This window comes from Acinetobacter sp. UBA801, assembly GCA_002296655.1.
Classification (GTDB): domain Bacteria; phylum Pseudomonadota; class Gammaproteobacteria; order Pseudomonadales; family Moraxellaceae; genus Acinetobacter.
On the sequence record DBIN01000005.1, the window covers coordinates 1 to 13,623 of the forward strand.

Genomic DNA, 13,623 nt, shown 5'->3' on the forward strand with positions numbered 1-13,623 from the left:
CATTGGCAACGTGCCCAATTTCGTGTGCCAAAACTGCACGTAATTCATCTTTGTTCATACGCTCAAGTAGCCCTGTAGATACAGCCACTAAAGCATCGTTTTTATTCCAACCTGTTGCAAAAGCATTCGATTGGTAAGAAGGGAAAATACCCACTTCTGGCATTTTGATACCAGCACGTTGCGACAATTGTGCAACTTCATTTAATAACCACGCTTCAGCTTGGTTACGAGGGGCATTTGGGTCAATTAATTCAGTTCCAGTTGTTTTTTTCGCCATCCATTTAGACATGAATAGTGAAATTAAAGAGCCAACCATACCAAAGACAAAACAGATGACCAACAGGTTGCCTAGGTTTAAGCCACCCGCGCCATGGTAACTACCGACACCGAAGAGTGACAAAATTATGCCAGCTACAACCAGTACCGCGAGGTTGGTTAGCAAGAACAAACCAATCCGCATCATTGAGTAAATCCTCTTATATTAAAAATGTAATCTGATTTATTAATAAACCATGCCATAAATATGCGGTGTATGTATTAAAAATTCAAGAAAAAATAATAAAACTGTACCAAAAATATCGACTTTATTCTGAAATGAAAATACGTGCCGAAGCTGTGGCATTGCCCGTGGCATAAGAGCCCGTTGGGGCATCGGTAAAGCGACCATCGGCGGCCATAATAATTTGACGTTGTGGGCGTTTGTTTGTCGCCACTTGATGATTACTGGCGGTGTAATTCTCTGACTGCGCAATCACTTGTGCATTTTGGCTCTGAGTATTGCTATTGTTATTTGCCGTAATTGCGCTGTTGCTAGAACTTGCATTGACACCGCTAGCATACAGGTTGTTAAAACGACTGGTCACACGCCGTACATAGTCTTGTGTTTCACGAAAAGGTGGTACGCCGCCGTATTTTGTGACATTACCTTCGCCTGCATTATAACCTGCCAAAGCTAAAGTGGTGTTGCCATTAAAGCGTTTGAGTAACCAAGCTAAATATTTTGCACCCGCCATAATGTTTTCATGCGGGTCATAAGCATTGCTGACATTAAAACGCCGTGCTGTCGCAGGCATGAGTTGCATTAAACCTTGTGCACCGACAGGTGAACGGGCGTTGACATTAAAACCCGATTCAGTATGCATCACCGCTTTAATCAGACCTTCTGAAACACCGTGCTGCTGTGCTGCCTGCTGAATAATGTGGTCAAAGGCATTTTTATTACGGCTATAACTTGGCAATACCGATGCTTCGGAATTGCCCCAATTGCGATAACTGTGGATATTACTGTCTGGATAATAGGTGACTTTTACTTTAGTCAGTGAACGATCTGCACTTTTGCGGTTGGTCAGCAAGGTACTGCCATTGCTGTCCTTATACATATAAATTTGACCTGCGTGCGTTGACGTTGCCAAAGGCATGATGCTAGCAGTCCCCAAAATATACAGTAAAAAGGCATTAATTTTATTATTCATGCTGTGAATACACTAAAAGCTGTTCCCAAACAGTTATGAGGAGTTTAACAAAAATCTCACAGATGAAAAGGCTTTGTACAAATTCATTTACAGTAGTGTTGAAAAAAATCAAGCTCAATTGCTGACAGAGTAATCAAAAAAATATTTATTTTTTTTTAATTGGCTTAACTTGACACACCTAAGCCGTTGATTTTTATTTAAAATAAAAACGATCAAAAAATGATCAATTTAAAGAGAAGCCTTAGAATATCGGGAAGAGGCGTTGTCAAGTTGTTTTAAATCCACAAAGTTATCCACAGGATTTGTGGAAAACTGTGGAAAAGTCCAAAAGATAAGCATCTTGCCGAAAAACTGAACGCGAAGGTTCAAAATAACATGCGGTTCAATACAGCCCGATGACAAAAATTTTGATTGCGATGAAATTACATTCTTTTGATGCGGGATTGGTCTGAATCGGCTAAAATTGCGCGGTAATTTTTTTCATGGGTTAATCTCGTCTATGTTCTCACCCGTTGAGTCCGATCAAGGATTTAATTTCAAGCCAGAACTCCCAACCAGCTCTGCGTATTATCGTTTGTTGAAAAAGCTGCGTCGCCAAGTCGGGCATGCGATTCGTGACTTCAATATGATTGAAGATGGCGATAAAGTCATGGTGTGTATTTCTGGCGGGAAAGACAGTTATACCTTGCTGGACATTATGTTGCAGTTTAAACGTATTGCGCCAATCAATTTTGATGTGGTGGCAGTCAACTTAGACCAAAAGCAGCCTGGTTTCCCTGAAGATGTATTACCGCGTTATTTAGAAGAAAATAACATTCCGTATTATATTTTGGAAAAAGACACCTATAGCATCACCAAGCGTTTAACCCCTGAAGGAAAAACCTATTGTGCGGTATGTTCACGTTTGCGCCGTGGTTCGCTCTATGGCTTTGCACAGGAAATTGGTGCAACCAAAGTGGCGCTTGGGCATCACCGTGATGATATTTTGGCGACTTTTTTCTTGAACTTGTTCCATGGGGGCAGTTTAAAGGCGATGCCGCCGAAGCTACTTTCTTCAGACAAGAAAAATATGTTGATTCGTCCACTGGCTTATGTGGAAGAAAAAGACATCATCAAATATGCAGAAATGCGCAAATTCCCAATTATTCCGTGTAACTTGTGTGGTTCACAGGAAAACTTACAGCGTGCGATTATTAACGTCATGCTGCGTGAGTGGGATAAAGCCCATCCTAAGCGTTTACACAGTATTTTTGGTGCTTTGCAGAATGTATCGCCATCACAATTGGCAGACCGAGAATTATTTGACTTTGAAGCTTTAGATAGCCAGCGTGTATTTGATTTTGCAGATCAGGCTGAACAAAATGCTGCTGAGCAGAACAAGCGCATCAATATGGTCAATTTAGGCTACGCTGCAGACTAAGTTTAAATTGTGCGTCAATCCTAGATTCAACATGAACCCCAAGCTTCGGCTTGGTGTTTTTTTATGCTATTGATTTATTTGATAAAGTATTAAATATACAAAAACTGAACGTCCCGTACAAAATTTCTTAGCCTTTATTCTGGTTATCATGCTATAACAATCAGCAAGCAAAATAGCTTAATAATGATGGTGTCTGGATAGACAACACACATGCACAAATATATTGAGGAAAAATCATGCCTGCTTTTTTAACTGATGATTGGTTTGCGACTGTAGAAAACTTAACGGCTCAAGCTGGTGATTTAAATTTACCTCCTGCATTGGCAAATCTGGCAATTAACTTAGTGGTGACTGATGCTGCAGGTAACACTGAGTTGTCTTTAGATGGCGGTAAAATCCAAAAAGGTTTGGCGGACAACGCGAAAACAACATTAAATATGGATGCGGAAACCTTACGCAAAGTATTCTTAGAATTTGACATGGCGGCTGCTATGCAAGCATTTATGACTGGTAAAATTAAAGTACAGGGCGATATGTCACAATTAATGGCATTACAAACTGCAAAACCAAGCCAAGAACAAAAGGACTTATTTAAGAAGATTCTTGAGCAATCTGCTTAATTAAAGTCATTTCTGCTGTAGTGGGTATTTATTGCCGCTACAGATAAAAAAAGCCTGGCTGACGTATCAACTAGGCTTTTTTATTTGGGCTATAATTAAGAAGCTACAAAATCAAATATGTGATTTAAGCGACTTAGATGTTAACCAATTGTGGTGTGGTCTTAATATGCTCTAAATAAGCACGAATACGGGTCACGTATTGCACCGCTTGACGATAACGACCATTGCTGGCTTTGTTACGATCTAAATAAGCATATAAGTTCACCCAGTTATTTGGGTTTTTACCTTGCGCACGAATTCGCTTCTGAATCTGACTGACTGCGCCTGGGCCCATGTTATAAGCCACTAGTGCGTACCAATTACGATCAGGGAACGGAATATGATCATAGCGGTTTAGCATTTGGTCATAATACTTGGCACCACCCTGAATACTTTGAGCAGGATCGGTACGGTTACTTACACCCATTGCTTTGGCTGTGTTATTGGTCAGCATCATAATACCGCGCACACCTGTTGGCGAAACCGAGTTTGGCTTAAGGTAAGATTCCTGATAACCAATGGCCGCCAAAAGATGCCAATCTAAATCGTACTGCGTGGCAGTCTTTTTAAAGTTGGCCTTATATAAAGGTAAACGATTACGCAAATCACGCTGGATCACATCCCACGATTCTTGCTTGACTACATTACGATTATAAAATGAAGCCAATTGGCTAATTGCGCCATTTTGCTTGCCATGACAAACAAAGTTGCTTGCGGTTTGGCTAAGCGGATCATCTGCGTGTTTAAACACCCAGTTCAACTCACTATTTAAACCATTACGCTTTAAAGTATTTAAATCGCCACAACTGGCTGAAAATGCCGTGAGTTGCTGCTTTTCAATACTTTGGATACTCGACGTGGTCATGGCAAAGTTCGCTTTACCAGAAGACACCCATTTTAATGCGGTCGCATTGTCGCTTACCGTTTTAAATTCGAGTTTCACATTCATGCTGTCGGCATAGTTACGCACTAGGTCATAACCAAAGCCATGTAAATGTTGTCCATCTTTAAACACTGTGGTTGGATTTACCACAGACACAACCGTCAATTTGTTCTGATTGACGACGCTGTCAAATTGGTGAACGGCTTTGCCTGCGTTAATACTGTGAAATGGGAGAAGAGCAGTACTGAAAGCGAGGGCTTTGAATGGGAGGTGATTAAAAAATGAGTGAAGGCTAAGCCTAGACCCAGACGTTGAACTACTGTGCATGTTGGCTCCGCTACAAGTAATTTATGCCCTAAAAAGCAAAGGTAACACCTTAAACTTTTTCAAGTTTGATAAATTCAATAAGGGTTGGGCAGTCATGACGTCATTCAAAATGACTTGGGATTAAAGGGGAAATGTGTAAAATTTCTACACGGGTTAAAAAGTGATCAAAAATAAAAGATGTGCGAATAATAAAGATGAAAATTTTGGATGTCAAATTTTGAACATAAATTTTTTTAAAAATACAACATAAGATATTAATTTCATTGGGGAATAAATTTTATAAATTTTTATTGTGTATAAAAATGCAATAAAATATACGATTGATGTTAACCAAATGTAAAAAAATGGCTGCAAAAACACCATGAAATCTAACTTAATTACACGTTCTGGACACGATAAACTCGTGGCTGAGTTAAAGCATTTGTGGCACGAAGAACGCCCTGAAATCACCAAAAAAGTAAACTGGGCGGCAAGCCTAGGCGATCGTTCAGAAAATGCCGATTACCAATATAACAAACAGCTTTTGCGTAAAATTGACCGTCGGGTGCGTTATTTGGGCAAGCGTTTGGAAGAATTGCGCATTGTTGATTTTGCACCTGAACAAGAGGGCAAAGTATATTTTGGCGCATGGGTCGAAATTGAAAATGAACAAGGCGAGCAAAAGACCTTGAGAATTGTGGGCGTGGATGAAATTTATGATCATCACCCGCAGCATATTTCAATTGAATCTCCTATGGCGCGGGCTTTGCTGTCTAAACAGGTGGATGATGAGGTGGAAGTGCAGACACCGCTGGGTAAAAAGAGCTGGTTTATTAATTCGATACGCTATGAAAAGCCTGAAATTGCAGAAAATGACTGATTTTTGATTTTATTTTGAACATTTGGATGATAATTTTTAGAAAATATTTGCCAAGCTGAATTTTTCTTTATATGATAGCCGCCATTGGAAGCGTGGCAGAGCGGTTTAATGCACCGGTCTTGAAAACCGACGAGGGTGTGAGTCCTCCGTGAGTTCGAATCTCACCGCTTCCGCCAAATATCAATGACTTAGCCCCGAATATCGGGGCTTTGTTGTTTTTGGGGTTTATGCAACGTAAGCCTGTAGTAAGCAATAAAGATAATTAGGAGGGGTAAATGGCATTAAATGAAAATTATATTCTTGAGGACTCAGATGCCTTGGGTAGCTTCGGTTTTATAACTTATACAGTTTCCTTAAAAGCTAAGGATAGAAGCTTCTTAATGGGGTTGAGAAATAAAGAAGACTTAGCGGCTTTTGAAGAGTCGCTAACGACCTATTCTACAGCTATTCATGAGTATAGACATTATTATGATATGACCCATACTACTTATGGGATAGAGTATTTTTATAATTTAGACCAAGCACTTAGACAAAGATTTAAGCAGGAAAATGGTGATGAATATCATTTTCATAAAATTAAAAAGTTTGCAAATGAACTAAAAAAAATTAGATATCCTTCTTATTACAACCAACTTTGGCAAGATGATGATAGTAAAAAATGGGACTTAATACCTTCTATTGGTAAAGTTTTTGATTCATATGGTAATGTATCAGACAGACCAATTTTATTTGCACGTTATTTTAATGCTCAAGGTGAATCTTTAGCTAGACATCCTTTCTCTATGGTGAGTTTGCTTGAATGCTCAGCAACAATTGATGAATATATTAATTCAATGAGGAATATCGTTGGTTTACTTAAAGATGATGAAACGCAAAGAAATTTTTTAGCGACTAGGTTCAAACAAAATAGTTTAGATTATATCTATAATATTTATTTAACAGAATATTCAACTTGTTTTCATCTAATAGCAAACCATTTTAGAATTGAAAATTTAGATGATCTTTTTGATATAGCTAGAGTGTTACTAGATATCTGTTTGAACTTTACAGAAAAACATTTTGATTTATTTAATGATAGTAATGTTGTAGATAAATTATTTAAGCCCTCAGAAGGGTTTACGACAGAACAGTTAAATGATTATATTTATTTCAATGCTTCATTAAAAAATAGACTTCTTGCGTTAGTCAANNAAGCAGTCAAAAGCTATATTTTATAAGGTTTTAGCCAATTCAAAAATTAGATAAAACTATACTTTCGCAAGAGGTCTAATGGTCTTAAGTTTTTAGAAAGACCAATTTTATTCTATGTTTTGTTACAGCTAATGGAAAAGAAAAAATTTGAAAATAAACAAGAAGTAATTCAAGAAATTGATAGGATATTAAGTTCATGTGGTTTAAGTTGTAAAAGTATTATCATAGACGCAAGAAAATTAGTTAAAGATAAAGCAAATCTAATTATTCACTCAGATATAAATTATTTCGCAAAAATATCTCAAACAATTGGTTCTAACTTAGACAGGATTAGCAGGGCAGAAAATATTGATTCAGGATTTAATTTTTTCTTGAAATTTATTCAACATTTAGATTTACCTCTTTTAGAAATGGAGTCTGGTTTTGAAATCTTACTTCCTAGAGATGGTAATATATTGGCAGAGGTTAATTATCCTCAGGAAACAAAAGCAATCTTATTACTAAAAAATTGGGTGGATCAGTATGATGATGCATGTATTTTTTAAAAACAAAAGAAAGATAAACTTTTAATTCCTAGTATCGTCAACTAATTGTTGTTGATGTGGTACAGAAATAGCTTCCCAATCATCATAAGACAAAATAGGTGGAAAACGGCTACGAATTAAATAGTAGTTGCGTTGTTCTTTCTATGGGTTTCGACTTTATCGAAAAGTCTTTCACATTGTGTAAAGGCGAGAAAATACCTCTAGCAATCTAATCACTCAAAAAATTCAGACTAAGTGATGAACTGCCCATAAAAACAAAAGCCAGTGAATTTTACAATTCACTGGCTTTTGAAATGACATTATGTATAGCGCATCGGCAAATGAACTACCCATGCGGCATAAAGCACTTAATTAATCGAATCATCCAAGTTTGGAGCTAACCAACGCTTCGCTTCATCTAAACTCCAGCCTTTACGCTGTGCGTAATCTTCAAGCTGATCTAAAGAGATTTTACCTGCGTTAAAGTACTCAGAAGCAGGGTTAGCATAGTAGAATCCGCTCACGGATGAAGGTGGCCACATCGCAAAGCTGCTCGTAAGTTGTGTGCCAATCTTTTCAGTTGAACCTAACCAGTTGAACAGTGTGGCTTTTTCAGAGTGTTCAGGGCAAGCAGGGTAGCCTGGTGCAGGACGAATCCCCACATATTTCTCTTTAATCAGTTCTTCATTGCTTAGTTGCTCATTCGGCTGATAGCCCCAGAATTCTTTACGAATACGCTCATGCAAATGCTCTGCAAACGCTTCTGCAAAACGATCACCCAAAGATTGCACCAAAATGGCAGAATAATCATCGCCCTTGGCTTTAAACTCATTGGCCATTTCTTCCGCACCAAAAATCGACACGGTAAAGCCGCCCAAGTAATCTTGCCCTTGCTCTGCAGTTGCAATAAAGTCTGCCAAAGACAAGTTTGGTTTGCCTGTTACTTTGTCTGACTGTTGACGAATATGATGGAAGGTGTGCGTTACTTGATCACGTGTTGCATCATATACTTGTACTGAATCTGCCGCAGAACGGTTGGCAGGGTAAATCCCAAATACTGCACGTGCATCAAAGCGATTATTTGCAATAATATCTTTGAGCATGGCTTGCGCTTGGTTGTATAAGTCAGCTGCAGCTTCACCCACCACTTCATCTTCCAGAATTTTTGGGAATTTGCCCGCTAAACTCCAAGAAATAAAAAATGGTGTCCAGTCAAAGTATGGCAATAAGGTTTCAAGTGGGTAATTGGTCAGCACTTGTGTACCAATTAATTTTGGTACTGCAGGCGTGTAGTTGTCCCAATCAATTTTTAAACCATTGTCGATGGCTTCTGCATACGACAATTTCGCGGCTTTAGGTTGCTTGTTGGCAATACGTTCACGAATTTTAGCGTATTCTGCACGATGCTCTGCAACAAAAGCAGGTTTCATTTCAGGGGAGAGTAAGGTTGTCGCAACACCAACAGCACGCGAAGCATCGGCAACGTAAATGACGGCATCATTTGAGAACTGTGGATCAATTTTAACCGCAGTGTGTGCTTTAGATGTGGTAGCGCCACCAATCAACAATGGAATGTTAAAGCCTTTACGCTGCATTTCTTTGGCAACAAAAACCATTTCGTCTAAAGACGGAGTAATTAAGCCAGACAAGCCAATAATATCGACTTTTTCATCAATAGCCGTTTGCAGGATTTTCTCTGCAGGTACCATCACGCCCAAATCGACAATATCATAACCATTACAGCCCAAGACCACGCCAACAATGTTTTTACCAATGTCGTGTACATCGCCTTTCACCGTTGCCATCAAGACTTTACCTTTAGACTGACCTTCGGTTTTTTCAGCTTCGATGTAAGGGTTGAGCCACGCAACGGCTTGTTTCATTACACGCGCAGATTTCACCACTTGTGGCAGGAACATTTTACCTGCACCAAACAAGTCACCGACCACGTTCATGCCATCCATTAACGGGCCTTCAATCACATCTAATGGACGTTTGGCTTTTAGGCGTGCTTCTTCGGTGTCTTCATTAATAAAGGTGGTGATACCTTTCACTAAAGCGTATTCAAGACGCTTTTCAACAGATTCGTTGCGCCATTCCAAGTTTTCTTCGGCTTTTTGTGTACCTGACTGACCACGGTATTTTTCTGCTACTTCTAGTAGTTTTTCCGTAGCATCTTGACCGCTGGCACCCTGATTCTGGTTCAGAATCACGTTTTCAACTGCATCTTTCAGTTCTGGGTCAATATCATCGTAAATGGCTAGCTGACCTGCGTTGACAATACCCATGGTCAGGCCTTGTTTAATCGCATAGTACAGGAACACGGCATGAATCGCTTCACGCACTGGCTCATTACCACGGAAGGAGAACGACACGTTAGAAATACCGCCAGAAATCATGGCATGTGGCAGATTTTGTTTAATCCAGCCAGTCGCTTCAATGAAATCCACCGCATAGTTGTTGTGTTCTTCAATACCGGTTGCAACCGCAAACACGTTCGGATCAAAAATAATGTCTTCAGCAGGGAAACCAACATCGTTGACCAGCACATCATAAGAACGTTTACAGATTTCTTTTTTACGTGCGGCAGTATCGGCCTGACCATTTTCATCAAAGGCCATCACAATCACCGCAGCGCCATACTGACGGCATAGACGCGCTTTTTCGACAAACTCGTCATAGCCTTCTTTTAGGGAAATAGAGTTGACGATGGCTTTACCTTGTACGCATTTCAAGCCTGCTTCAATGATTTCCCACTTAGAAGAGTCAATCATGATGGGTACGCGAGAAATATCAGGCTCAGAGGCTACCAAGTTCAAAAAGTGCACCATTGCACCTTCTGAATCGAGCATGCCTTCATCCATGTTGATGTCGATGATTTGCGCACCGCTTTCTACCTGTTGACGTGCAACATCTAAGGCTTCTGCAAAGTTTTCTTCACGAATTAAACGCAGAAATTTTTTAGAACCTGTAACGTTGGTACGCTCGCCTACGTTTACAAATAAAGAATCATCATGAATGTTAAATGGTTCTAAACCACTTAAACGACAAGCAGGTTTAATTTCTGGAATTTTTCGTGGTGGAATGTCTTTTACTGCATTGTAAATCGCGCGAATGTGGTCAGGCGTTGTACCACAACAACCGCCTGTAATATTGATCAAGCCACTTTCAGCAAACTCTTTGAGGAAAGCTGCAGTTTCTTCAGGCGTTTCATCATAGCCACCAAATGCGTTGGGTAAGCCTGCGTTCGGGTGTGCAGAAACGAATACATCTGCAACATCTGAAACGGTTTTGACGTGTGGACGCATGGCATCTGCACCCAAGGCACAGTTAAAACCAATAGAAAGTAAATCGCCATGACGTACCGAGTTCCAGAATGCTTCTGCAGTTTGACCCGTTAAAGTACGTCCTGAAGCATCGGTAATGGTACCTGAAATCATTAACGGCAATTCACGCCCGAGCTGTTTAAACACTTCTTTCACCGCAAAAATCGCGGCTTTACAGTTTAAGGTGTCAAATACAGTTTCAATGAGCAGGATATCTGCACCACCTTCAATTAAGGCATGCGCAGCTTCAATATAGTTTTCTTTGAGTGCGTCAAATGTAATGTTACGAAATGCAGGGTCGTTTACATTTGGTGAAATTGAACAAGTACGTGATGTAGGCCCAAGTACACCTGCCACAAAACGAGGTTTGTCTGGCGTTGAATATTTTTCACAGGCAGCTTTAGCTAAACGGGCTGCTTCACGGTTAATTTCGGGAACCAAATCTTCCATGTGATAGTCAGACATGGAAACGCGCGTGCCGTTAAAGCTATTGGTTTCGATAATGTCTGCGCCCGCATCTAAATAGGCTTCGTGAATGTCTTGAATAATTTTCGGTTGAGTCAGTACCAATAAATCGTTATTGCCTTTGAGGTCATGTGCCCAATCTGCAAAACGTTCACCACGATAATCGGCTTCTTCCAATTGATGGCGTTGAATCATAGTACCCATGGCACCATCGATAATTAAAATTCTTTGGGCAAGAAGCGCTTTCAGCGTGGTAAGCGTGGACATAAAAAACCCTTTATGACTGAATCCGAAATGAGCGCTATTTTAACAGAGTTCGCAAGGCTTTCGTGCACTTGAAGCGAACTAGAGCTAGTGTAAGTCGTAAAAATAGTGCATAAAGCGGTATTTTTAGGATTTTGCTCAGCTTGTTGATAATCATAAGTCTTTTGAAACTGTCGCACCTCATGTTTGAATTCGCCTTTTAATCCTGAATAAAAGGCGTGATGGTGTGTATTCAAATTTTAATTTTACTTTAATGCGTCATCGCTTTGTCATATTGCTGAGGCAAAATTGGCTCATTCTGAAATTTGTCTGAAGTTTTAGACAAATATGACAACCGTGTAATAATCTAAATTTAAGAGAATGACATCACGAAAGTAGGTTTTTTTATTCTAAGTGTTTAAATTTAAATATTTATTTTATTTTTATGCACATAAAACACAGCTTAAAGTGTGAAAATAAAGTATGTAAGTTGCTTTATATAGCAGCTCTTTGTCATATAATTGTCACAATTTAATTGAACAATAAGGGGATTTTAAATCCTCTTTTCTGCTTGCATGAATTCTAATCCAACTCCTGTAGATTCAGCACACAAGTCGACTACTAAATCGACCAATGTTCATGTGCCTACACCGAAATTTTTTATGCCGGTGTTTTTAACGATCATCGTTTCTACCCTTATTTATATTGGTTTCCAATTATCTGCGGACTTGTCCCACGTACCTGCACTGAGCATGTACTCGGTGATTTTATTAGCTACTGCTTTATTCATTGCCTTAGGCTTTGAATTTGTGAATGGTTTCCACGACACAGCCAACGCTGTGGCAACGGTCATTTATACCAATGCCTTGTCTGCACCTGTGGCAGTAATGTGGGCCGGATTCTGTAACTTTCTTGGGGTGATGGTCGCCAGTGGCGCAGTTGCCTACGGTATTATTGCCTTACTTCCAGTCGAACTGATTATGAATGTTGGTTCAGGCGCAGGTTTTGCCATGGTTTTTGCCATGTTGATTGCCGCAATTGTCTGGAACTTGGGAACGTGGTTCTTCGGTATTCCTGCTTCAAGTTCGCACACTTTAATCGGTTCGATTTTAGGTGTGGGCATTATGAACTACTTGCTTAACTCAGGTGCGGGCGCAAGTGGTGTAGATATGGAACAAGTCATGAAAGTAGGTAAGGCTTTATTGTTCTCGCCACTGATTGGTTTTGCTTTTGCCGCGATTTTGTTCCTCTTGGTGAAAAAAATCTTCAAGAAACAAGTAGAGTTGTTCCAACCGCCTGAAGGTAATAAGCCGCCACCACCTCTGATTCGTGCCATTCTAATTTTTACCTGTACTGGGGTAAGTTTTGCGCATGGTTCAAACGATGGTCAAAAGGGCATGGGTTTAATCATGTTGATTTTGATCGGGATTGTGCCGTTGGCGTACTCATTAAATAAAGAGTTAGACCAAAATCACATCCAATCGTTCCAGCAGCTTTCTACACAAACGGCTGATGTGATTTATGCACAACATGTCGATATGCCAGATGAAAAAGCACGTCAGATTATTACTAGCTATATTCAGACGAAAGAAATTACTCCTGAAGTAGTGCCTGCTTTGGCAAGTTTAACTGACCATTTGGGTGAGCGTGTGGGTCAATACGGCAACTTGAAAGATGTGCCTGAAGCTGAAGTGGCAGAAATGCGTAACGATATGTATTTAAGTACGACTTCGTTCAAGCGTTTGGACAAAGCTAATGCCTTGCCTGAAATGTCGGAAGAACAGAAAAAAGTGGTTAAAAGCTACCGCAGTCATTTAGATTCGTTTTTACAATACATTCCAACTTGGGTCAAAGTAGCCGTTGCCTTAGCACTAGGCTTGGGTACAATGGTCGGCTGGAAACGTATTGTGGTGACCGTTGGCGAGCGTATTGGTAAGCAGCACATGACTTATGGTCAGGGTATGTCTGCCGAGCTTGTGGCAATGTCAACTATTGCTGCTGCAGATGGTTTGGGGATGCCAGTTTCGACTACACATGTACTGAACAGTGCGGTGGCAGGTACGATGGTGGCAAATAAATCTGGTCTAAATTTCCAGATGGTTCGCACCATTCTTTCTGCATGGATTTTCACACTACCTGCAACAATTTGTTTATCGGGTAGCTTGTTCTGGTTGTTCTTAAAAGTGTTTTAATCCATTCAAAACTTTTTGAGTGGTTGAAAAAGCGCTGTGATAATACAGCGTTTTTTTTGTAC

9 protein-coding genes and 1 tRNA gene are annotated in these 13,623 nt (G+C 39.9%); 6 read left to right on the plus strand and 4 right to left on the minus strand.

Going from position 1 to position 13,623, the window contains the following annotated elements; genetic code table 11:
* Positions 1-463 (minus strand): M48 family metalloprotease (locus tag B2W49_RS00385; protein ID WP_291333436.1); only part of this gene is annotated, 463 nt, incomplete at its 3' end.
* Positions 464-584: 121 nt separating this feature from the next.
* Positions 585-1,472, minus strand: a complete 888-nt coding sequence (locus B2W49_RS00390; protein WP_414630565.1) for a lytic transglycosylase domain-containing protein — start codon at positions 1,470-1,472, stop codon at positions 585-587.
* A 499-nt stretch (positions 1,473-1,971) separates the two neighbouring features.
* Between B2W49_RS00390 and ttcA the strand changes: the two genes are divergently transcribed.
* Positions 1,972-2,892 (plus strand): tRNA 2-thiocytidine(32) synthetase TtcA, encoded by a 921-nt coding sequence (gene ttcA, locus B2W49_RS00395; protein ID WP_291333438.1) that lies wholly within the window; start codon positions 1,972-1,974, stop codon positions 2,890-2,892.
* 236 nt (positions 2,893-3,128) lie between these two features.
* Positions 3,129-3,512: an SCP2 sterol-binding domain-containing protein gene (locus tag B2W49_RS00400; protein WP_004972111.1), complete on the plus strand. Its 384-nt coding sequence runs from the start codon at positions 3,129-3,131 to the stop codon at positions 3,510-3,512.
* Positions 3,513-3,645: 133 nt separating this feature from the next.
* On the opposite strand, the gene B2W49_RS00405 is transcribed toward B2W49_RS00400, so the two are convergent.
* Positions 3,646-4,761 (minus strand): transglycosylase SLT domain-containing protein, encoded by a 1,116-nt coding sequence (locus B2W49_RS00405; protein WP_291333447.1) that lies wholly within the window; start codon positions 4,759-4,761, stop codon positions 3,646-3,648.
* 361 nt (positions 4,762-5,122) lie between these two features.
* Here B2W49_RS00405 and greB point away from each other — a divergent pair, with 361 nt between their 5' ends.
* The 3 genes from greB (at position 5,123) to B2W49_RS00420 (ending at position 7,356) form a co-directional block, all read left to right on the plus strand.
* Entirely contained in the window at positions 5,123-5,620 is a 498-nt protein-coding gene (gene greB, locus B2W49_RS00410; RefSeq protein WP_291333449.1) for a transcription elongation factor GreB, read from the plus strand.
* Positions 5,621-5,706: 86 nt separating this feature from the next.
* Positions 5,707-5,796 (plus strand) — tRNA-Ser (locus B2W49_RS00415).
* 1,146 nt (positions 5,797-6,942) lie between these two features.
* Positions 6,943-7,356, plus strand: a complete 414-nt coding sequence (locus B2W49_RS00420; protein WP_010588857.1) for a hypothetical protein — start codon at positions 6,943-6,945, stop codon at positions 7,354-7,356.
* A gap of 347 nt (positions 7,357-7,703) precedes the next feature.
* Here B2W49_RS00420 and metH read toward each other — a convergent pair whose 3' ends face one another.
* Positions 7,704-11,393: a methionine synthase gene (gene metH / locus B2W49_RS00425; RefSeq protein WP_291333454.1), complete on the minus strand. Its 3,690-nt coding sequence runs from the start codon at positions 11,391-11,393 to the stop codon at positions 7,704-7,706.
* 551 nt (positions 11,394-11,944) lie between these two features.
* On the opposite strand from metH, the gene B2W49_RS00430 reads away from it, so the two are divergent.
* On the plus strand, positions 11,945-13,561 hold the full coding sequence (locus tag B2W49_RS00430; RefSeq protein ID WP_291333456.1) for an inorganic phosphate transporter: 1,617 nt from the start codon (positions 11,945-11,947) through the stop codon (positions 13,559-13,561).
* Positions 13,562-13,623 lie beyond the last annotated feature (62 nt).

What these genes read in the sequence shown, in the direction of transcription:
- B2W49_RS00390 (WP_414630565.1), bottom strand. Translation starts at nt 1,472, where the DNA reads ATGAATAATAAAATTAATGCCTTTTTACTGTATATTTTGGGGACTGCT.
- ttcA (WP_291333438.1), top strand. Translation starts at nt 1,972, where the DNA reads ATGTTCTCACCCGTTGAGTCCGATCAAGGATTTAATTTCAAGCCAGAA.
- B2W49_RS00400 (WP_004972111.1), top strand. Translation starts at nt 3,129, where the DNA reads ATGCCTGCTTTTTTAACTGATGATTGGTTTGCGACTGTAGAAAACTTA.
- B2W49_RS00405 (WP_291333447.1), bottom strand. Translation starts at nt 4,761, where the DNA reads ATGCACAGTAGTTCAACGTCTGGGTCTAGGCTTAGCCTTCACTCATTT.
- greB (WP_291333449.1), top strand. Translation starts at nt 5,123, where the DNA reads ATGAAATCTAACTTAATTACACGTTCTGGACACGATAAACTCGTGGCT.
- B2W49_RS00420 (WP_010588857.1), top strand. Translation starts at nt 6,943, where the DNA reads ATGGAAAAGAAAAAATTTGAAAATAAACAAGAAGTAATTCAAGAAATT.
- metH (WP_291333454.1), bottom strand. Translation starts at nt 11,393, where the DNA reads ATGTCCACGCTTACCACGCTGAAAGCGCTTCTTGCCCAAAGAATTTTA.
- B2W49_RS00430 (WP_291333456.1), top strand. Translation starts at nt 11,945, where the DNA reads ATGAATTCTAATCCAACTCCTGTAGATTCAGCACACAAGTCGACTACT.